We start from the raw sequence: 20,621 nt of genomic DNA on the forward strand, positions 1-20,621 counted from the left end.
GTAAAAATAAATGTTGATGGTAATGAAATTCCCTCTCCGCATAATTCACCGAATGTAACTATTAGTATAACTAATGTTATTGAATCAAAAGTAAATGATGTAAGAGATTTTATAACTAAAAATGGAATAGGTATTTTAGAAATGACATTTTTATTACTTCTTGCGACTGGTGGTATTGTATTTTCTAAGGGAAAAGGAAAAGAACCGACATTCGGAATTTCGTCACTCTGGGGTGTTCCAGCTATAGAAAAACCTTATATGTATTGGGATAAAGACCGGTATATGGCAACTGACAGTGCTTCTCTTCACTCCAGAGCCAAGGTTATACCTATGAATAATTTTGCTTTTATAAATCTTCAAAAAATTACAAGACCGGATACACTTACTATTGAGAACGCAATGGGAAAAGTATGGTACGATAAAAGCAACAATCATGTTGAATTCTTCACCAATTACGGCAGACATCCGGAAAACGGGAAAACCTTAAAAGAAGCTACCGGACATATTCTTGAAATCTATGCCGGTGCTGATTCCCCTAAAGACTTTGCCGGGAATTAATTTTCATTCACAATCATTTAAAATTCACGCAATACCATTTACCGGATATTCCTTTATTTTCGCCTTATTTTAGGATGAATAAAGGAATATTCGCATTTTTAGTACTTTTATGTTCGCTGTTGCCGGCCCAGCAGAAGCCGGTACGGATTGCTTTCCTGTCGGATGTGCATTTTCAGGACCTGTACGGCAGCTTTTCAGACACTAGTTTTAAGGGCATCATCAATCCCGGTACCGGGAAGCCCACCATCCTGAGAACGATGGATTCGCAGCTCCGTTCAACCCGGATTTTTAATGAAAATTACTTTGCCTTTCTGAAGGCATTGGACGATATTGCAGCAAAAGGAATTAAGATCGTGGCCATGCCCGGCGATTTTTCGGATGACGGGCAGGCCTATAATCTCCGCGGGCTGCACAGGATACTGGATCAGTACCATCAGAAATACGGGATCCGGTTCTATCTTACCACCGGCAACCATGATCCGGTAGGACCTTTTTATCAGGAAGCAGGAAAAGATGATTTTCTCGGCCAGGATGGCCATCCGCTTGGCATTTACAGCCATGAAAATAAAGAAAAGAAACGCCCTCAGGTCATTACCAGGGATATTGCCGCCTCAGGCTACCTTGAAATTCTGGATGAGCTGAAAGATTTCGGGTTCTATCCCGGCAAAGAAGACCTGTTCTGGAGCACGCCTTTTGATCAGGCTTCCCCGGATTCTTATTCCTATGCGGAAGCCCTGAAGAAGGCTGACTGTTCACACCGGATGTATGAGGTGGAACCGGGATTCGCCGTTCCGGACCTGAGTTATGTGGCAGAGCCGGTACAGGGCATCTGGATGATTGCTATTGACGGCAATACCTACATTCCTAAAGACCTCAGCACCTCCCCGGGCGATCCGGCCAATTATAATGGAGCAGCTATCGGTTATAATCATGTTCTTACCCATAAAAACCACCTGGTTACCTGGGTCAGAAAACTGACTGCAGAGGCAGAGAAATATGGCAAAACCGTGATTGCCTTTACCCACTACCCGATGACCGATTTCAATGATGGTGCCACGCCGGAACTGAAGAAACTGCTCGGCCCCGGAAAATGGCAGCTGGAAAGGGTTCCGGACGACAGAGTCGCCAAAGCTTTTGCAGAAGCCGGCCTGCAGGTCCACTTTGCTGGCCATATGCACATCAACGATACCGGAATCCTGAAGACCGGAAACCATATGCTGGTCAACATACAGGTTCCGTCACTGGCAGCCTATCTTCCGGCCTATAAAGTACTGACGGTACAATCCCGCGATAAAATGGAAGTACAGACCGAAGTCCTGAATGAAGTCCCGCGATTCAATGAGCTGTTCCCACTGTATGAAAAGGAATACCAGGCATTGCAGGACCATACGGCTTCCCCTCAACGCTGGAACAGGGAGATCCTAAAATCCCGGTCATATCATGATTTTATGCTGTTCCACCTGAAAGAACTTGTCCGGCTGCGGATGATCCCCGGTGACTGGCCCAAAGATTTTATCCGGAGAGCGGAAATCCTGGACGGTAAAGATCTGCTGCTGATGGCAGAAAATGGAAAACCATCAGGAAAGAAGGGCATTGATCCGGACTCCTATAAAACCTGGAATTTTAAAGACCTGATCCTTGACCTTTATAAATTCCAGTCGGCGGATGAACTGGCCGGAAAGGATATTCCCGGAGAGCGGCTGAAACAATATTGCACCCTGGAAAAGCTGTACCGGAAGACCCGTTCAGCAGATCCGTTCGTTAAGCAGCTGGCTTCCGTTTTCCGGATTCTCGCATTACTTTCAGGCTCAGATCCTGCCGGACATTTCGAAATAGACCTGAAAGCAGGAAAAACCAGAAGGCTCTGAGGCAGAATGCACTGCGCCGGTACTTTATTCCCGATTCAACAAAATAAACACAAAAAAATTTCCTTTCCATAAATTGTATTGATTTATTGCTTCAAAACATTCTGTAAAAATCCAAATATTATTATATTTGTTGAGATGGCAACGAAAGCACTTTTCAACACGGTGGTCAACTGGTTTATCCGGCAGCGGATGGACCAGATTCAGAATTTTATCAAGCACCCGATTGAAACCCAGAAAGGAATTCTTTTTTCCCAGCTGTTTCATGCGGAGGATACGGAATACGGCAAAAAGTATGGCTTCAATTCCATTTCCAGCTACCAGGATTTTAAAAACAAGGTTCCGGTGGTTACCTATGAGCAGATGGAGCCTTATATTGAAAAGGCCAGACAGGGACAGAAGGACGTCAGCTGGCCGGGCTACATCAAGCATTTCGCCAAGTCATCAGGGACTACCAATGCCAAGAGCAAATTTATCCCGATCTCTGCAGAAAGTCTGGAGTATTGTCACCTGAAAGCCGGCAAAGATATGGTGTCCATTTATGCCAACAACCATCCGGAAAACCAGCTGTTCAATTACAAAAACCTGCGGCTCGGGGGAAGCTCGGAGCTCTATGCCGATTTCAACACAAAATTCGGCGATCTTTCCGCTATTCTCATCGACAATCTTCCGTTCTGGGTGGAAATTACCACTACCCCAAGTAAAAAAGTATCGCTGATGGGAGAATGGGAAAGCAAGCTCAGGGCCATTACTTCGGAAGTAACCAATGAGGACGTGGGAAGCATCCTGGGCGTACCGAGCTGGATGATGGTGCTATTACAGCGGATCATCAGGGAGACCGATATTCAGAATATTTCAGAACTCTGGCCCAACCTGGAAGTTTTTTTCCACGGCGGCATCAGCTTCAGGCCCTACCGCGAACAGTACCGCCAGCTGATCGGGAAAAACATCAATTATTACGAAATTTATAATGCGTCGGAAGGATTCTTCGGCATCCAGGACCGGTCGGACAGCGATGAAATGCTGCTGATGCTGGACTATGGTATTTTTTACGAGTTTATCCCGATGGACCAGTTCCATCTCTCAGATCCTAAAGTGGTAAGCCTGGAAGAGGTGGAACCCGGGAAAAATTATGCCATGGTGATTACCACGAATGGAGGCCTCTGGAGATACCTCATCGGTGACACGGTCGTGTTTACTTCTACTGATCCTTTCAGGATAAAAATTACAGGAAGAACGAAACATTACATCAATGCCTTTGGCGAAGAACTGATGATCACTAATGTGGAAGCGGCCATCACCAGGGCCTGCGAAGAAACCCAGGCAGCTATTTCAGATTTTACAGGAGCCCCGGTTTTTATGAAAGAGAATGAAGGCGGTGCCCATGAATGGATCTTCGAATTCTGCCGTCACCCGAATGACCTGGAACTTTTTATCGACGTTTTCGACAATCACCTTAAATCCATCAATTCGGATTACGAGGCAAAACGTTATAACAACATAACCCTGAAGCGCCCAATCGTGCATATTGCCAAGGAAAAACTTTTTTACCGCTGGCTGGAGTCCAAAGGCAGGCTCGGCGGCCAGAATAAGGTTCCGAGGCTGAGCAACGACCGGGAATACATAGATCCTTTATTGGAGCTGAATAAATAAAGAACCGCAGCTTTCGCTACGGTTCTTGTTTCTGACGGTTGCCTTATTTCTTCAGGTCTTCTTTCAGTTTCCTTGCACCCTCCTCTACTTTGGACGCTCCTTTTGCAGCAGCATCTTTTACATCTCTTCCCACTTCTTTTGCTCCCTGCCTGATATCTTCCCCCGCTTCATGCAGGTTTTTCTTTGTACGGTCTGCCGTGGCATCAATCTTATTTCTTGCCTCTTCTGCAGCATTGTCTATTTTCCTGTCGGCTTCATTGATCGTGGCCTGTGCATTTTCCTTTACATGATTGATTTTGGCCGTGTCTACTCCCAGCCCGTTTTCCGAAACGGTGGTCGTGGTGGTTACTGATCCGTCCGGGTTTTCAGTACTTTCTGTTTTTACACTTGATTTTGTGCACGATACAATGACAGCAGCCATCATAACGGCGGATAAAAAGTTTTTTTTCATATGTATTGATCCTGTTAATGGTAATGTTGATATGGTAATGATAACACTAGTCGGTTTTAGTTTCGGCGGCGGCTTCACCGGCCGGCTTCTGTTTCTCCTGATCTGCTTTTTTTTTCTCTTCGTCAGCTTTATTCCTGTTTTCTTTTTCCAGTTCTTCCCGGAGTTTCTTTTCCTCCTGCTGGAGCCTGATGGCTTCTTTTACAGAATCCTGGTAGGCTCTCGAAGACATTCTGATCTGCCGGGCGATGTCTACCGAGACGGCTCCGTTTGAAAAAGAGTCCACTGCAGCCGTATCATACTGCGCCCGCGGACTGTCCGCCGGATACAGGTCCACCGGCTCTTTTCTGGTACAGGAAGCTAAGGAAAACACAAAGGCCAGGCCTGTAAAAATTGCATTTTTCATACCACTAATTTAACAGAAATTCTGCAATGACCGGATAATGATCTGATAATTGTACTGAATTATCGACTTTATAGCTCAAGGGAATAATGGACTTCGAACTGAAAATATAGTCAATCCTCAGGGGAACTTTATAATCGTGAAAGCTTGAAGAATTGCCGTTTCCGGCAGTAAGGAAAGCATCCTGAAGATCTTTTCCGAGGTTATAATATTCATAGGAATTCGGAACGGAGTTGAAGTCTCCCGCCAGGATGACCGGATAAGGAGAAAGGTCTACTGCTTTCCTGATCTTTCTGATCTGGTCTTCATGCGCTTTGAAAGTTGGGGTCATATGAGACAAAAGCGTATTGATTTTATCACCTTCTTTTCCGATTCCGTCAAACTTAAGCATGGATTTATGCAATCTGAAAGGTTCCAGATAAACATTGATGATCCGGATAATCTTTCCGTTGATATCTACATCGGCATAAAACGAATTTCCTCTTGATTTATCAGTGATCAATTCCTGCTGCCTTATGATGGTATGTTTCGTTTTCAGGATTACGGAAGGATATTTCACCATATCCTGTTTCAGTGCCCGGTTGGTATCTTTTTCCTGTACCAGGATAATATCTGCATCCTGGTCGGCAATATATTTTTTAACCTTATCCCATCCGAAATCCCCGTATTTCACATTAAAGGTAATTACTTTAATATCCCTGATGGACTTTACATTTTCAGTTTTAGGTGTGAAATTGATCCACCGCCGGATCGGGGTATAAAACAACAGGGTGGCCGCGGCAAAGGCGAAGGCGATTTTCTGCCTCTGAATGATCCAGGCCAGCGTAAAAAGAATATGCAGCGAGATCAGATAAGGAAATCCTAACGACAGGAGATTCAGGTAACTGACGAGATTAGGTGGTACCCATGCATTTCCCAATGTGCACAGGAGCAGGATCATCACCGTAATATGAGAAAATAATAAGATCTGACGGAATTTCATAATGGACCTAAAGATACCCTCTTTTTTCAGCAAAAACCTCACCAAGCCCTGCAGTTTAACTGTTTTTTATGATTTATTCTGTTTTAAAGCCGGCAATAACGGGAAAATGATCGGAAATCTTGACGGAACGGTCTACGGTATACCGAAGTGGTTTTATGAAAGGTGAAGCAAAAATATAGTCGATCCGGATCGGAAATTTATAGTCGTGGAAACTGGTAGCACTGCCCTTTCCGGATTCTGTAAATGCATCTTTCAGACCTCTGCCCAAATGATAGTATTCATAAGAATTCGGTACGGAATTGAAGTCACCGGCAAGGATCACAGGATAAGGTGACTCATCAACCGCTTTCCTGATTATGGCTATTTCTTCCTGATGGATTTTGAAAGTAGGCATCAGCCTTTTAATGATACTTTTTATTTTTTCTTCATCTTCCTCATTGGTACCGTTCATGGTTACCATACTTTTCTCAAATTTAAAAGGATGAAGATAAATATTGATGATGCGATAGATTTTTCCTTTAATCCTGATGTCTGTCCATGTCCCGCAGGAGCCCGTATCACCGGCATCAGAGCTGATGCGCTGTTCCCGTATAATTTCGTGTCTGGTAAATACCGCAGTCAGTGATCCGGTTTTCCCTTGGGTATATCCTTTCAGCTCTATCTTATCTCCACGGTCTTCCTGTAGCAGGATAACATCTGCCTTTTTAGACAACAGGTAAGACTCCAGCTGTTCACTGCTGGTTTCCCTTTCCCCTTTGGTATTGAATGAGAGTATGGTAAGGTCTGAAGGTTCCTTTTGTACAGGCATATAATTGATCCACCGCAGCGTGGCGTTGAAAAACAGCAATCCCAGGAGCAGGAACACAAGAGCCCTTTTCTTCCAGCTGATGACCCAGAACAGGGTGAGCAGCAGGTAGCCTGCCATCAGAACAGGAAAGCCCAGGGAAAGCAGGTTCAGCCAGGGAAAAACCTTAGGCGGAATATAAGCGTTCAGCAGCATGCCTGCCAGCAGGAGTAAAATTCCGGTGTGTAGGAGCAGGAGCAGGAGACGGATAACTTTCACAGGTAACGTAACGGTTAATTAAATCTGTACAGGTGCTTTTTCCAGTTCCGGGCCAGCAGCCATCCTACAAGGGCACCCCCTACGTGGGCCAGATGAGCAATTCCGCCCCCGTTTCCTGAAACCCCCAGCCAGATAGAAATGACAATGACGATCGGCATTAAATATTTAACCTTGATGGGTATCGGCAGGAACAGCATGGCAATTTTTGAATCCGGATACAGGGTTGCAAAAGCAGTCACCACTCCGAAAATAGCACCGGACGCACCCAGCATGGGAGTTCTGAGCAAGGTATAAAACTGATTTGACAGTTCCTGCCCTTCCGGTGTTGTTGCGCTGATATTCATATCTCCGGTATACCCTATTGCTGCCTTAGGATAAATCTCGGCAGCATTCAGTCCCAGGTTTTCAAGGCCGGAGATGATCTGCTGCGCTTCAATAAAATTCCAGAGATTAAAAAGGAAAAAAGAACCCAGACCGCTGGCAAAGTACAGCAGGAGGTATTTCTTTTCACCTAAAGCCTGTTCCAGGATGGGCCCGAAGCTCCATAGGGTGAACATATTGAACAATATATGCATGAATCCTCCGGACTCCGCCAGCGGCGCATGCATGAACATATGGGTGATAATCTGCCACGACTGGAAGTTTGGAGAGAACGGATAAAAGCCGGAAAGACTGTTATATAAACCCGGCATTATATTCGCGATGATGTAAACAACCACGTTTAGAAGAATGATATTCCTGGTAACCGGCGGTATGGTATTGAACATATTGACTAAAATTTATTTTTAATATCATTGAAAGGCACTTCATAGAAACACCTTTTTCCATTCGGAAGGTATTCAGGAAATCCCAGTGCGGTAAAATCCCGGATCAGCTGTTCGGCGTCCTTTTTATAAATAAAATCGAAACGGGACTTGGACTGCATCTTGTTCCATTGGTTCTGGTAATGCTCCATAAATTCTTCTTCGCTTTTATATTCCAGGGATTCAAACAGATCCTCCAGGAATTTCATGACCTGGGTTTCCTTCAGGCCTTCCGGCACGGCGTCGATCCTCAGTACGCTTTCATAGGCGACGCTCATCTCAAAACCCAGTTCGGGAAGGAACTTCCTGATGGCTTTGTACTTGGTCTTTTCCACTTCATTCATATGGTATTCCAATGAGAAAAGAAGGGCATTGCTGTTGGTTGTCCCTTTTTTCACAGGTTTTGTGCTTTCGGAAACCACCAGCCGGTGCATTCTTCCCAGGTCCAGCATCAGGGTTTTATCCCCTTTGTTGAAGAGCCAGTAGCCATTCGGAAGCCTCATGATATCTTCATCAAAATCCTCATCTTCAAAAAGATTGATCTTGGAAGGTTCAGCAGAGATGTTCTGATGATACATATCCGTCAGGTTCTGGATTTCTACCTGCATAAAACCTTTTTCTTCCAGGAACGGATTGTAATCCCGGTCTACGATGATTTCAGGCATTTTGATAAAGCCGCTGCTGCCGTTGCTTTTGCTCGGAAATGCCTTCTGCATCAGGGCATCCAGTTGCGGGTCTTTTTCAAAATCAAGGCTTGGTGCCACGTTATAGATTCCCAGTGATCTTTTGATCGTAGAGCGCAGGAGCGCGAAAATGAGATTTTCGTCTTCAAATTTCACTTCCGTTTTCTGCGGATGGATATTGACATCTATTTTTTCCGGATCCAGTTCCAGGAACAGAAAGAACGTCGGCACATATCCCGGCATAAGCAATCCTTCGAAAGCATCCTGCACCGCCTTATTGAAATACGGGCTCTTAAAATATCTACCGTTCACAAAAAGAAACTGCTCACCCCTGGTTTTCTTCGCCCCTTCGGGCTTGGCTACAAATCCGTGAAGCCTGCACCAGCTGATATCTTCTTTGATGGGGATCAGCTGCGGTTGCAGTTTGCGGCCGAATATATCCACAATCCGCTGCATCTGGCTGCCTCTTCTCAGCCTGAAAACAGCCTCATCATCGTGGAACATGGAAAATTCTATATTTTCGTGAGCCAATGCAATCCGCTGGAACTCATCAATCACATGCCTGAGTTCGATATTATTGTTCTTCAGGAACTTTCTTCTGGCCGGAACATTATAAAAAAGGTTCTTTACCAGAAAATTGGATCCTTCTGCCGTCTGCGCAGGTTCCTGAAACTGGAGCCCGCCTCCTTCTATGTAAATATTGGTTCCCAGGGCCGTCCCCTGCTGTTTTGTTTTAAGCTCCACCTGAGCAACGGCTGCGATGGACGCCAATGCCTCTCCGCGGAATCCTTTTGTGGAAATTTTGAAGATATCTTCCGTACCGCGGATCTTGGAAGTGGCATGCCGTTCAAAAGCCATCCTTGCATCCGTCTCAGACATTCCCTTCCCGTCATCTACCACCTGGATCAGGTTTTTCCCTGCATCCCTGATGATCAGCTCAATTTTTGAAGCTTCCGCATCGATGGCATTTTCCAAAAGTTCCTTTACAATGGATGCAGGCCGCTGCACCACTTCCCCTGCCGCAATTTGGTTGGCTACATGATCCGGTAAAAGCTGAATAATATCTGACATAAAAAACGTAAATCAACTTACAAAAATAGGCATTCAGAACAAGAATCGAAAACAATCCCCTTCCGAATTAAAATTTAATTATCAACATATCAACACCCTAGCTTTCCTTCATATGATGAAAAACCTTTTGCCAGGCAGGTTCTTTGTAAAAACACAATCCCCCGATTGCATTACGCAATCAGAGGATTGATTCACAGCTAGTTTACACAAATTAATACTGATATTTATATTTCCTGTTCAATATTTCTTTTTCAGGCGGCAAAGCCGGTATCTTTATTTTTATCCATACCTTTTACCCAATTCTTTTTTACTCATCAAATATAAGCCTCCTCTTTTTATCGCGTTTTTCCTTGATTTCCGTCTTGATTTCAGGAGCTCCATGGATCTTATCATACAGATAGGCGATTGCATTGGGCTTTCCGTAGATCCTGCTGTACCGGTACCGGGTTTTGAAATGCCTGATATGAATTTTATACGCATCGTACCCGATGACAACCATAAGACAAAGACTGATCACATAAAATACCCGGAACTCAAGGTGGTAATAGGTAAGCCCCGAAAACACCGCCCCCGCTACATAAGCCAGCATGATACTCATCAACAGTTTTGCCCTGGCAACAAGCTCTCCGTTTTTCCTGAACTCTGTGCGGGTGAACATAGAGAAAAGAATTCCCAGGTCGGTAGTGGTACCGGTAAGGTGGGTTGTTTTCACGGAAAAATTGGATATACTTGCCGTAAGCCCGTTCTGCAGACCGGTGGCAAAAAGCATAAGTGCTACCAGGTATTCTGTTTCTTCCAGTGTTTTACGGTAATAGAACTGACCATATATTCCTACAAAAAGAAGACACGCGATTTCCAGGACCAGCGGCATGGCATGAGCAAAATATTTACTTTTCTTATTAAAGTTAATCACAATCAGGTTGGATACGAATCCCCCGAAAAAAAACAGGAAAATCCATAATCCTACAACAGCTACCTGAGACCAGTTCCCTTTGCTGATTTCGGCTGCAAAGATCGCATAATGCCCTGTCACGTTGGACGTAAACGAGAGAAAGATAAGCAGGGAAGCAATATTTATGGTTCCTGCTGTAAAGGCGGTCAGTGTTCCTAACCTAATATTGTCTCCCAGCGTTCTGGTATTGCTATAATTCCTTAACATTTTTCAGATTTTATGAAGTTCAACATCAGGCTTCCGCAAAAACTTCTGCCAGCCTGCCTTTCTCAGGAAGGTTCTTATGAACATTTATGGAAACTTCATAAGACTTAAGTTCTTTGCATTTCCTGATATAAGGAATAAGATCAAACTTCCCTTTTCCCTTGCTTACAACGGAAGAAGAGTAATATGCCTCCTCAACATTTCCCGCTTTTATGTAATTGTTAAAGGTACGCTGGAAACTACCCGTGAAAATATCGCATACGATCTTTCCGATCAGATGGGGATATTTATTTTTAATGATTCCATAAGCATCACAGAATTCCTGCGGCCTCAGCTTGCTGAAGACTGTGCTTTTCGTATTGAAAAGCAGATCCCTGATGGAATCACCCATATCATATCCTGAGACCAGAAGAACATGATACTGATTCTGATCCCCTGAAGCTTCTTTCTCCCTCATCACCTTCTTTAATATATTCAAAGACTCAAGAGAATAATCCGTAGCTATTAAAATTGTTCTGGCCATGATATTAAATTTAGGTTAGACATGCTCTTTATGATGATACAAATCTAGAGCAGCCGTATTAAAACCTTTTTGGAACGGAATTAAAATGTGATTAACGAGATTAAAATAAGATTAGAATTTGTGGTATTGGGCCGGCAGAGACAGATTTACCGTCATTAAGAAAAAAGATGGAATTTTTTGTAACAAAAAACCTGAAGTGCTAACTAATTGAAAAAACATCCCAAAACAATGAAACATTTATTTTCCATATTTTTCATCGCCGTTTTTGCGCTGGCCAATGCACAGGACAGCGATACGAAAGAAACGGCCAACCGTTTTTTCTATGAACTTACCTTCAAGCCTAAAAAAGACTCGGCTAAGCTGGATAAGGTAATCACGGTTCTTGACATTACCGATAAAAACCGCTCCGTTTACCAGGATTATACCGTGATTGCACAGGACTCCATCATGAAGGTGGAAATCGAAGCCATGCGTAAAGCCGGTACAATGAAAGACCTTTCGAAAACCCTGAAAACACCGAAAATCTCAGCCCGGATTTATAAATTCTATCCGGATATGAAGGTACAGTATGTAGACAAGATCGCCAACGGGTTCACCCCGGCCAGCATCGGCTATACCGAAAACCTGAAATTCAACTGGAAGATTCTGGGCGACAAGCAGAAGATTGGTGAATACAACACCCAGAAAGCAACCACCGAGTTCGGAGGTAGAACCTGGACGGCATGGTTCAGCACCGATATCCCTTTCCAGGACGGACCTTACAAATTCTGGGGTCTTCCCGGACTGATTGTAAAGATTGAAGACAGCGCCAAAGACTACTCCTGGGTATTGCAGGGAAACAAGAAAGTAAAAGACTACACTGAATTTTCCTATATTGAAAACCTGATGAGCGCCTCGGGAGGAAAGCCGAAAGACCTTCCGAGAGACAAATTTGAAAAAACATTCAACGATTTCAAAAAAGATCCTTTTGCTTCCGTACGACCGATGATGACCCAGGAAATGATGTCCAAAAGCATTCCGGGAATGGACGGAACCATCGGTGATATGATGAAGAAGCAGGAAAAGCAATACAAGGATTTCTACAATGCCAATGACAACCCTATCGAACCGGAGTATGGAAAAGTAAAAGTAGGAGAACTTCAGAAAGTGGGAAAAGAGAAAAACTAAGAGACACATTCATATTTAACTATATTTCAGATCAACCCGGAGGCAAATTGCATCCGGGTTGATTTCTTTCATACAGGTTGTTATTTAGATTAAATTTAAATAGCGTATATTTGCAGGGACAAAATCTTGGCTTTGAAAGAGAACGGTTTACATAAATTGAGCAGCTTTCCCAAAAACAGAATGGGAAAAATTCTGGGGTATGATAATGACAGTCTTAGAATGCCCAACAAGATCATTGAAATGGGGCTTCTGCCGGAAACCTCTTTCAGGATTTTGTACCAGGCGCCTTTCAGCGGACCGATGTATGTGGAATTCGGAGAGGAAAAAAGCCGTATTGCCCTCCGGGAAGAAGAGGGGGACTTTATTATTGTTGAAGAATTGAATTAATGCAGGAAAGACAGAGAAAACAGATTCTTTTGGTCGGGAATCCTAATGTAGGCAAATCAACGGTTTTCAACGCACTTTGCAACAAAAAACAGAAAACCGGGAATTATGCCGGCGTTACCGTAGCCAGCCATTCCGGATTCTATACTTATAAGAACGAAGAAGTTGAGGTAGTAGACTTGCCCGGTTCTTACAGCATCTATCCAAGCTCCGAAGACGAAGCTATTTTTTCAAAATTCGTTATTGATCACCAGAAAGATTATGCCGGTGTCATCTATATTCTTGAAGCACTAAGCTTAAAAAGAGGGCTGCTGCTGTTCCAGCAGATCCAGGACCTGGGAATTCCGATGATCCTGGTGGTGAACCAGATCGACCAGGCCGAAAGGAGGGGAATTTCCATCGATATTCAGAAATTTTCGGCAGCCCTGGGCCTTACCATCATCCAGACCAATGCAAAAGAACAAAAGGGGATCGAAGATATTAAGGAAGCGGCTTACCGCAACCAGTTTACAAAATCAGAAAACCCGTCATTCGAAACGCCGGCTGAACACAGAGACTTTATCGCAAAGGTAACGGCACACAACGGCCTTGAGAACGAATACCGGGCATGGCTGAATCTTTCCCTGGGAACTGACCTGGGAAAAATCAGTTCCGTGGTGGAACTGATGAACGAGCCCGAGGCCAAAAGCCTGGTTCCGAAGAGGCTGCAGGTACAGGAAACCGTAAGGAGATACCAGAAAGTCGACAGGATCCTGGCAGACGTAATTTCCAAAAAGCCCCAGTTCAAGGAGCTTCTCACAGAGAAACTGGACCGGGTACTGGTTCATAAATTCTGGGGATATGTGGTCTTTATGATGATCCTGCTGGTCATCTTCCAGAGCGTCTTTTTCCTTGCGGAATACCCGATGAACTGGATCGACGATTTATTTGCATGGCTGTCTGCCTCTGCCGGGAAATATCTGCCGGAAGGACCGATCAATTCTCTGATCTCCAACGGGATTGTGCCGGGAATCGGGGGAATCGTTATTTTTGCGCCCCAGATCGGTATCCTGCTGTACTTCCTCTACCTCCTGGAAGATTCGGGATATATGGCGAGGGTGGTATTCCTGATGGACCGGATCTTACGCCCTTTCGGACTAAACGGAAAAAGCATCGTGCCGCTGGTTTCAGGAACGGCCTGTGCTATTCCTGCCGTTATTTCAACCCGGAATATTGAAAATATAAAGGAAAGGCTGCTGACCATTCTGGTAACCCCTTTCATGACCTGCTCTGCAAGGCTTCCGGTCTACAGCATCATTATCGGGCTGATTATTTCAGACGGAACCGTATTGGGCATCAAATACAAAGCCCTGGTACTGATGGGAATGTACCTGCTGGGATTTGTCGTGGCACTGATTTCCGCGGCGGTCCTCAACAGGTTTATTAAAAATAAAGGCAAGACCTATCTGGTGATGGATCTTCCTACCTATAAGAAACCGCTTTTCGGTTATGATTTTAAAATGGTGCTGGGAAAAGTCTGGGATTTTATTACCGGTGCCGGAAAAATTATTTTTATCGTCAGCATCATCATCTGGTTCCTGAGCTATTTCGGTCCGAAACAGAGCCCGGAACAGCTGGTCGCTACCAATGTGGAACTTGACCACTCTTACCTCGCCAAGATGGGTAAAGGCATTGAGCCTGTGATTGCGCCGCTTGGATATGACTGGAAAATGGGAGTAGGTATCCTTACCAGCTTTGTGGCAAGGGAAGTTTTCGTAGGTACGATGTCTACCTTGTACAGCCTGGAAGATGACGCTCCCGAAGTGAAAGTAATCGATAAAATGAGGAGGGACGTAAAGCCGGATGGCGAAAAAGTATTCAGCTTTGCCACCGGCGTTTCGGTACTTCTTTTTTACGCATTTGCAATGCAGTGTATTTCTACACTTGCAGTAGTCTACAGAGAGACCAAAAGCTGGAAATGGACCGCTTTTCAGGTAGCAATGATGACCGGTCTGGCCTATTTTGTGTCGATGTTTGCCTATCAGATCTTAAAATAATGGATTCTTCCTTACTTATACAGTACATTCTGGTATTTCTTATCGTAGCATTTGCCTGCTACGCTTTGTTCAGAGTGCTCAGAAAAAACTTTGCGCCGAAAAAGTTCAGCTCCAAAAGGACGAACTGCGATAAAGACTGCGGATGTTCATAAAAAAATAACATTCCTGTGGAAAACTAAAAAGCACACTTGGTTTTATTTTTTCTAATTTTGCATAAAACATACGGATGAAATTAGAATTGACAGAATTAATAATCTCTTTGGGAAACAGGGGCCATTCTGCAAGACCGTAAAGCAATCCGGCAGAAAGCAGGGGTTTCATCTGTTTCCGGCAAACAGACAGGTACCGGATTTCTCTCAGATGAAACCGCTAAAGAAAAGACCATATGTATGGACTTACCTGATCTGATCCTGAAGAAAACATCTACTCCTGAAAATTCAATCTCTCCGGAATGTGGTGCTGACCATTCTTTATCCATGCTATCATACCGTTAGAAAAACCGTATATACGGATTTACAAGCAAGGTAGGATAAGGCGGCATACAGCAGGGGTCAGTATTTGAAAATTAAAAATTTAAGAAATTAACACCTATGTCATTAATAAAAAGTATTTCCGGAATCCGCGGAACCATCGGAGGAAAGGTAAATGATAACCTGACCCCGCTGGATGTGGTAAAATTTGCCTCCGCATTCGGAACCTGGCTGCAGCGCAGGCATCATAAAAACAACCTCACCCTCGTGATAGGCAGAGATGCAAGAATTTCCGGGCAGATGGTATCCTCTCTGGTGACAGCAACTTTGCAGGGACTTGGAATCCATGTCATAGACCTTGGGCTTTCCACGACCCCTACTGTGGAAATTATGGTCCCGGAACTGAAAGCGGAAGGCGGAATTATCCTGACCGCATCCCACAACCCCAAGCAGTGGAACGCCCTGAAGCTGCTGAATGAAAAAGGGGAATTCATCAGCGGTGAGAACGGAGCTGAGGTATTGGCTCTTGCGGAAAGCGAAGACTTTAACTACGCGGAAGTGGATGACCTTGGAACGTATGAAACCAGGGATGACGCTTTTGATATCCATATCCAGCAGATTCTTGAGCTGCCCATGGTAGATGCAGAGGCCATTAAAGCCAGAAAGTTCAGGATTGTCCTGGATGCCGTAAATTCTACCGGCGGAATTGCCATCCCGATGCTGCTGGACCGGCTGGGCTGCGAAACGGTAAAACTGTACTGCGAACCTACCGGCCATTTCCCGCACAATCCCGAACCGTTGAAAGAACATCTCGGTGACATCTGTGAACTGGTAAAAAAGGAAAATGCTGACCTTGGTGTGGTGGTAGACCCTGATGTGGACAGACTGGCCCTGATTGACGAAAAAGGTGAAATGTTCGGCGAGGAATATACTCTGGTAGCTGTTGCCGACTATCTGCTGAAACATAAAAACGGCGTGGCAGTTTCCAACCTTTCTTCAAGCCGCGCCCTGAGAGACGTGGCACAGAAGCATGATTCATCCTATTTTGCCAGTGCCGTTGGCGAGGTGAACGTGGTAAACCTGATGAAGGAAAAAAATGCCGTTATCGGCGGTGAAGGAAACGGAGGAATTATTTATCCGGATCTCCACTACGGAAGGGATTCCCTCGTAGGCATTGCCCTTTTCCTGACTTATCTCGCCAAGCAGGATACAACGGTTTCCGGACTGAGAGCCGATTATCCGGCCTATTTCATGGGAAAAAAGAAAATTGAACTGACTCCTGAGATTGATGTTGACGGCCTTTTAACTAAAATGGAAAAAGCCTATCCAACAGAAGAGGTTTCCACAGTAGACGGCGTAAAGATAGATTTTGAAAACAATTGGGTACACCTCAGGAAATCCAATACGGAGCCTATTATCAGAATCTATACCGAAGCCCGGTCACAGGAAGAAGCCGACCGGCTGGCTGATGAAATGATAGCTAAAATCAATAGCCTGATTTAATAAAAAGTAACATCTTTTTCATCAATATAGTCGTATTTATTACTACATTTATTCATAAGATTTCAGAACTGAGTATTAGTACATCTCCTGTCTCAAGTCTTAATCTTAAAACTGTTTATATTGGAAGAATATTTTGGAAATGAACTTGTGAAAAAGTTCGAGGAAATGATGGAAAACCATGATGAATTCTATTTCGATACTGAAGAACTGGAAGACATCATCGTTTACTATCTGGAGCTGGGAGATTTTAATTACGCCGATACGGCAGTGAATTACGGCCTGAAGCTCCATCCCAATTCCTTAGATATCAAGATCAAAAAGCTTGAGATTCTTCTGGAATGGGAAGACTACACTACCGCGAAGGATCTTATCGATGAGCTGAAAGGCTCTTCTATGGAAAATACCGATTTTCTGGTATGCTACGCGAAGTATTATTCGAATTTAGGAAATCCTAAAAGATCCATCGACATCTGTAAGAAGGCGCTCGAACTGAAGGAAGAAGAAAATTTCCTTCATAACTTTATTGCCGATGAATACGTGAATCTGGGAGATCCTTTTAACGCTCTTAAACATTACAGGAAAGCACTGAAGGAAGATCCTACTGATGATTATGCACTGGAAAACAGCATGATCTGCTTTGCTGATATGAATAAGACCGATGAAGCTATCGCTTTCCTGAATGAATACCTGGATGAGTATGCCTATTCTGAAGTAGCCTGGTTTGAATACGGGCAGTTTTACTTCAACAGGAAAAATTACGATGAAGCCATTAAAGGATATGATTACCTGCTGGCGATCAATTCAAGCTCTGTAGGCGTATATGCCAACAAGGCAGCCTGTTATGAAGCATTGGGCCAATACAAGAAAGCGATTGAAGTGTACGAAGAAATGCTGGAGCTGGAATATACGAAAGCGTTTACATTTTATAAAATCGGCTTATGCTACAAAGCCCTGAAACAGCCTATTATCGCTTTAAATGCTTTTCAGAAATCGCTGAGGGAAGATCCGCAGTTTTACCTGGCTATGATGGAGCAGTCTTATCTGTATGAGGAAATGGGAGGAATGGCAGAGGCTCTTCACTTTGCGCGCGAAGCCACCCATTTAAATGAAAATAATCTGGATTACCAGAAAAGGCTTGCTTTTCTTTTCATTGATTCCGGAAAATTCGAGGAAAGCCTGACCTGCCTGAAAAAACTGGTGGAAGCAGAGCCGACAAGGTTTTACAACTGGTATGCTTATTCTGAAGTGCTGATGCTGCTGGGGGAATATGAAGAATCGGTTACCGTACTCAACAAAGCCGTAAAGGCCCATCACAGAGCCGAACTCTACTATCAGCTGAGCAACTGCTACTTTAACCTGAGAGATCAGGAAAAAGGAAAGGAAACGCTGTTGCAGGCATTGGAACTGGATCCCTCTTTAGTTTCTGATATGCAGAAAAAATACCCTTTCATCAAGGATGAGGTAAAAAAGGCCCGGGCCAAAGTAAAGAAGAAAAATCCGTAAAAATAACGGACAGGACAGATTATAAAAAAATCCTGCACCTATTGTGCAGGATTTTTTTATAATTGAAAGAATGATCATTATCAATCTGTTTTCCGATCGGTGATTTTCGGCTTGGACCGCAGAAAAATCAGTCCGGCGATGATAATGCCGGCTCCGGCCAGCTGCATGACAGAAAGTTTTTCACCATCAAGGAATCCCCAGCCTATGGCTACAATCGGCATCAGAAGAGTGACGGTGGAAGCAAACAGAGGGGAAGAAACTTTCAGGAGGCGGTAATTCATCATCATGGCCAGCCCGGTTCCGAAAACAGACAGCAGGCTTACGAACATCAACCCGGTCATGTTATCCTCAGTAAAGCTGAAGTCATTGAAAAAACCGGTGAAAGCCAAAGCGGTTACTGAAGGCAGAAACAGAATGAAAGCAAATACAAAGGCTGATAATACAGTAGAAGACACCTCCATCAGTCTGGATTTTACGGTAGTTGTGCTGATGGCATAACACAATGTTGCAGCGAGCAGCAACAGGATCGGAACCACTTTGAAGCTTCCTCCCTCACCGTCGCCTCCAAAGGCCAGCAGGCAAACGCCCGTGAAGCTGATCAGGGTACCCAGGATCTGCTGCCTGGTGGTTTCAAACTTCCAGATCAGGGAGCCGACAATGATCACGAAAATCGGCATCATCGAGTTGATGATTCCCGCGATACTGCTGCTTACTTCCTTTTCAGCAATAGGAAACAGGAACATCGGAATAAAATTTCCGGTAACAGCAGCCAGGATCAGCCATTTCAGGTGCCTTTTCGGAAACAGTTTATATTTTGAGAGGGCAACCGGCATCAGGATGATCCCGGCTATCAATACCCGCAGGGCACCTACCTGGTACGGACTGAAATGATCGAGTGATTTTTTAATTAAAATAAAGGACGATCCCCAAATGATGCTCAGAGCCATCAGAAGAACCCACTTTTCCTTATCGGCGTTCATTGTTTCGGTGTAAAATTTTTAAAAATTCCCTTTTCGGGATCATCCTTGCTCCAAGGCTTTCCAGGTGATCGGTATGCGACTGGCAATCGATGATTTCCAGGGCCTCTTTATGGGATTCCACAAAATGGATGAACCCTGCCTTTGAGGCGTTGCTGACTTTGGCAAACATGCTTTCGCCACAAAATACATTTCCGATCTGAAGCCCGTATAAGCCGCCGACCAGCTCATCATCCTGCCAGACCTCAATGCTTTTGGCCAGTCCGTACGTATGAAGCTGAATGAAAGTATCCATCAGTTCATCTGAAAGCCAGGTTCCTTCCTGCCCTTTCCTGCTGACTTCCTGGCAGTTCTTTATGACTCCCCTGAAGTCCCTGTTTTCTGAAAAGGTGAAAACCCCGCGATTGAGAATTTTCCGCATCGATTTTGAAACTTTCAGTTCTCTGGGGAAGAGCACAAACCTGGGGTCCGGGCACCACCAGAGGATATCTTCCCCCGGATTGAACCATGGGAAAATGCCCAGCTGATAAGCAAACCACACCCGTTCTGCCGACAGGTCCCCTCCGAAAGCCACAATGCCTTCGTAACCGTCGTACAGCTCAGGGTCGGGAAACGAAATTTCGTCAGGATCTAACCGGATCATTGTCTGGAAAAAAAATCCCGCTTAAAAAGCAGGATTGTATTTGAATAGTATTTGATTAGAACGGCAAATCGTCATCGTCATCTCCGGCGAAAGGATTTTCGTTGGATGAAGAAGAAGCGGACTGGGAAGGAGCAGCCTGGGTAGGCTCGGAAGCACTGTCAGATACTTTTTCCACTCTCCACCCGGTAATGGAATTGAAGTATTTGGTTTCACCCTGTGGAGAAACCCACTCCCTTCCTCTGATGTTGATTCCTACCTTTACGTTCTCCCCTTCTCTCAGGTTATCCAGCAGGCTGATCTTATCGGATAAGAATTCGATGTTGATCGGCTGCGGGTATTGCTCCTGTGTAAGGATTACCATTTCTCTTTTCTGGAAACCGCTCGCAAATGTCTGAGCATCAAAAAGTTTCTTTATCGTTCCTTGTAATTCCATATCATATTGATTAACGGTGTAAAAATAAGAAAATGATATGGAATAATGAGGGTCCGCGAAAAAAAATTAAGTTTTTTTGATTTTTTTTACTGAAAAATTTGGGAGTAAAAGAAAATGTCCTATATTTGCACTCACAAAAACGAAACAAGTTCTTTAGAATACGATTTAATAAAACTGCGGATGTGGTGTAATTGGTAGCCACGCCAGACTTAGGATCTGGTGCCGTGAGGCGTGGGGGTTCGAGTCCCTTCATCCGCACAGTTTGCGAAAATAGCTCAGCTGGTAGAGCACAACCTT

General features: G+C 44.4%; 19 protein-coding genes and 1 tRNA gene. 9 read left to right on the top strand and 11 right to left on the bottom strand.

Translation table 11 applies throughout. From position 1 onward, the window contains the following. The 3 genes from QZ735_RS12860 to QZ735_RS12870 all read left to right on the top strand — a co-directional run. Positions 1-558: hypothetical protein (locus tag QZ735_RS12860; protein ID WP_294249106.1), on the top strand; the 558-nt coding region annotated here is incomplete at its 5' end. Positions 559-632: 74 nt separating this feature from the next. Further along, positions 633-2,426 carry a metallophosphoesterase gene (locus tag QZ735_RS12865; protein WP_294249108.1) on the top strand — a complete coding sequence of 598 codons (1,794 nt, stop codon included), beginning with the start codon at positions 633-635 and terminating at the stop codon, positions 2,424-2,426. A 135-nt stretch (positions 2,427-2,561) separates the two neighbouring features. After that, entirely contained in the window at positions 2,562-4,076 is a 1,515-nt protein-coding gene (locus QZ735_RS12870; RefSeq protein ID WP_294249110.1) for a GH3 auxin-responsive promoter family protein, read from the top strand. Between the two features lie 43 nt (positions 4,077-4,119). Here the strand turns inward: QZ735_RS12870 and QZ735_RS12875 are convergent, their stop codons facing one another. The 8 genes from QZ735_RS12875 to QZ735_RS12910 all read right to left on the bottom strand — a co-directional run bounded on the left by QZ735_RS12875 (position 4,120) and on the right by QZ735_RS12910 (position 11,208). Then, the gene (locus QZ735_RS12875; protein WP_294249112.1) at positions 4,120-4,527 is read right to left on the bottom strand and encodes a hypothetical protein; all 408 of its coding nucleotides are present in this window, start codon (positions 4,525-4,527) and stop codon (positions 4,120-4,122) included. Positions 4,528-4,573: 46 nt separating this feature from the next. Then, a complete protein-coding gene (locus QZ735_RS12880) occupies positions 4,574-4,930 on the bottom strand; it encodes a hypothetical protein (protein ID WP_294249114.1) in 357 nt (118 codons plus the stop codon). Between the two features lie 4 nt (positions 4,931-4,934). After that, positions 4,935-5,909 carry an endonuclease/exonuclease/phosphatase family protein gene (locus tag QZ735_RS12885; RefSeq protein WP_294249116.1) on the bottom strand — a complete coding sequence of 325 codons (975 nt, stop codon included), beginning with the start codon at positions 5,907-5,909 and terminating at the stop codon, positions 4,935-4,937. Between the two features lie 73 nt (positions 5,910-5,982). Then, a complete protein-coding gene (locus QZ735_RS12890) occupies positions 5,983-6,972 on the bottom strand; it encodes an endonuclease/exonuclease/phosphatase family protein (RefSeq protein WP_294249117.1) in 990 nt (329 codons plus the stop codon). 14 nt (positions 6,973-6,986) lie between these two features. After that, the gene (locus QZ735_RS12895) at positions 6,987-7,739 is read right to left on the bottom strand and encodes a rhomboid family intramembrane serine protease (protein ID WP_294249120.1); all 753 of its coding nucleotides are present in this window, start codon (positions 7,737-7,739) and stop codon (positions 6,987-6,989) included. 5 nt (positions 7,740-7,744) lie between these two features. Then, positions 7,745-9,529 carry a DNA mismatch repair endonuclease MutL gene (gene mutL / locus QZ735_RS12900; protein ID WP_294249121.1) on the bottom strand — a complete coding sequence of 595 codons (1,785 nt, stop codon included), beginning with the start codon at positions 9,527-9,529 and terminating at the stop codon, positions 7,745-7,747. Between the two features lie 307 nt (positions 9,530-9,836). Then, a complete protein-coding gene (locus QZ735_RS12905; protein ID WP_294249123.1) occupies positions 9,837-10,688 on the bottom strand; it encodes a YoaK family protein in 852 nt (283 codons plus the stop codon). A 25-nt stretch (positions 10,689-10,713) separates the two neighbouring features. Then, entirely contained in the window at positions 10,714-11,208 is a 495-nt protein-coding gene (locus tag QZ735_RS12910; protein WP_294249125.1) for a hypothetical protein, read from the bottom strand. A 228-nt stretch (positions 11,209-11,436) separates the two neighbouring features. On the opposite strand from QZ735_RS12910, the gene QZ735_RS12915 reads away from it, so the two are divergent. From QZ735_RS12915 to QZ735_RS12935, 5 genes are all read left to right on the top strand, one after another. After that, a complete protein-coding gene (locus QZ735_RS12915; protein ID WP_294249127.1) occupies positions 11,437-12,375 on the top strand; it encodes a GLPGLI family protein in 939 nt (312 codons plus the stop codon). 132 nt (positions 12,376-12,507) lie between these two features. Further along, the gene (locus QZ735_RS12920; protein WP_294249129.1) at positions 12,508-12,762 is read left to right on the top strand and encodes a FeoA family protein; all 255 of its coding nucleotides are present in this window, start codon (positions 12,508-12,510) and stop codon (positions 12,760-12,762) included. Continuing rightward, positions 12,762-14,795: a ferrous iron transport protein B gene (feoB, locus tag QZ735_RS12925; RefSeq protein WP_294249131.1), complete on the top strand. Its 2,034-nt coding sequence runs from the start codon at positions 12,762-12,764 to the stop codon at positions 14,793-14,795. Before QZ735_RS12920 ends, feoB begins: the two co-directional genes overlap by 1 nt. A 590-nt stretch (positions 14,796-15,385) precedes the next feature. Then, entirely contained in the window at positions 15,386-16,768 is a 1,383-nt protein-coding gene (glmM, locus tag QZ735_RS12930; RefSeq protein WP_294249133.1) for a phosphoglucosamine mutase, read from the top strand. 120 nt (positions 16,769-16,888) lie between these two features. Then, the gene (locus QZ735_RS12935) at positions 16,889-18,271 is read left to right on the top strand and encodes a tetratricopeptide repeat protein (protein WP_294249135.1); all 1,383 of its coding nucleotides are present in this window, start codon (positions 16,889-16,891) and stop codon (positions 18,269-18,271) included. Positions 18,272-18,351: 80 nt separating this feature from the next. On the opposite strand, the gene QZ735_RS12940 is transcribed toward QZ735_RS12935, so the two are convergent. Genes QZ735_RS12940 through QZ735_RS12950 form a run of 3 tightly spaced genes read right to left on the bottom strand, consistent with a single transcriptional unit; the run spans position 18,352 to position 20,324 of the window. Next, complete coding sequence (locus QZ735_RS12940) at positions 18,352-19,251, bottom strand: DMT family transporter (RefSeq protein ID WP_294249137.1); 900 nt, start codon at positions 19,249-19,251, stop codon at positions 18,352-18,354. Further along, positions 19,238-19,891: a leucyl/phenylalanyl-tRNA--protein transferase gene (gene aat, locus QZ735_RS12945; protein ID WP_294249139.1), complete on the bottom strand. Its 654-nt coding sequence runs from the start codon at positions 19,889-19,891 to the stop codon at positions 19,238-19,240. Before aat ends, QZ735_RS12940 begins: the two co-directional genes overlap by 14 nt. 55 nt (positions 19,892-19,946) lie before the next feature. Further along, positions 19,947-20,324, bottom strand: coding sequence for a DUF3127 domain-containing protein (locus tag QZ735_RS12950; RefSeq protein WP_294249142.1), 378 nt, complete (start codon positions 20,322-20,324; stop codon positions 19,947-19,949). A gap of 176 nt (positions 20,325-20,500) precedes the next feature. Here QZ735_RS12950 and QZ735_RS12955 point away from each other — a divergent pair. Next, a tRNA-Leu gene (locus QZ735_RS12955) sits at positions 20,501-20,582 on the top strand. Positions 20,583-20,621 lie beyond the last annotated feature (39 nt).

This window comes from uncultured Chryseobacterium sp. (assembly GCF_913776365.1).
In the GTDB taxonomy this organism is placed as follows: Bacteria; Bacteroidota; Bacteroidia; order Flavobacteriales; family Weeksellaceae; genus Chryseobacterium.

What these genes read in the sequence shown, in the direction of transcription:
- QZ735_RS12905 (WP_294249123.1), bottom strand. Translation starts at nt 10,688, where the DNA reads ATGTTAAGGAATTATAGCAATACCAGAACGCTGGGAGACAATATTAGG.
- aat (WP_294249139.1), bottom strand. Translation starts at nt 19,891, where the DNA reads ATGATCCGGTTAGATCCTGACGAAATTTCGTTTCCCGACCCTGAGCTG.
- QZ735_RS12910 (WP_294249125.1), bottom strand. Translation starts at nt 11,208, where the DNA reads ATGGCCAGAACAATTTTAATAGCTACGGATTATTCTCTTGAGTCTTTG.
- glmM (WP_294249133.1), top strand. Translation starts at nt 15,386, where the DNA reads ATGTCATTAATAAAAAGTATTTCCGGAATCCGCGGAACCATCGGAGGA.
- feoB (WP_294249131.1), top strand. Translation starts at nt 12,762, where the DNA reads ATGCAGGAAAGACAGAGAAAACAGATTCTTTTGGTCGGGAATCCTAAT.
- mutL (WP_294249121.1), bottom strand. Translation starts at nt 9,529, where the DNA reads ATGTCAGATATTATTCAGCTTTTACCGGATCATGTAGCCAACCAAATT.
- QZ735_RS12880 (WP_294249114.1), bottom strand. Translation starts at nt 4,930, where the DNA reads ATGAAAAATGCAATTTTTACAGGCCTGGCCTTTGTGTTTTCCTTAGCT.
- QZ735_RS12895 (WP_294249120.1), bottom strand. Translation starts at nt 7,739, where the DNA reads ATGTTCAATACCATACCGCCGGTTACCAGGAATATCATTCTTCTAAAC.
- QZ735_RS12870 (WP_294249110.1), top strand. Translation starts at nt 2,562, where the DNA reads ATGGCAACGAAAGCACTTTTCAACACGGTGGTCAACTGGTTTATCCGG.
- QZ735_RS12915 (WP_294249127.1), top strand. Translation starts at nt 11,437, where the DNA reads ATGAAACATTTATTTTCCATATTTTTCATCGCCGTTTTTGCGCTGGCC.
- QZ735_RS12940 (WP_294249137.1), bottom strand. Translation starts at nt 19,251, where the DNA reads ATGAACGCCGATAAGGAAAAGTGGGTTCTTCTGATGGCTCTGAGCATC.
- QZ735_RS12875 (WP_294249112.1), bottom strand. Translation starts at nt 4,527, where the DNA reads ATGAAAAAAAACTTTTTATCCGCCGTTATGATGGCTGCTGTCATTGTA.
- QZ735_RS12885 (WP_294249116.1), bottom strand. Translation starts at nt 5,909, where the DNA reads ATGAAATTCCGTCAGATCTTATTATTTTCTCATATTACGGTGATGATC.
- QZ735_RS12950 (WP_294249142.1), bottom strand. Translation starts at nt 20,324, where the DNA reads ATGGAATTACAAGGAACGATAAAGAAACTTTTTGATGCTCAGACATTT.
- QZ735_RS12865 (WP_294249108.1), top strand. Translation starts at nt 633, where the DNA reads ATGAATAAAGGAATATTCGCATTTTTAGTACTTTTATGTTCGCTGTTG.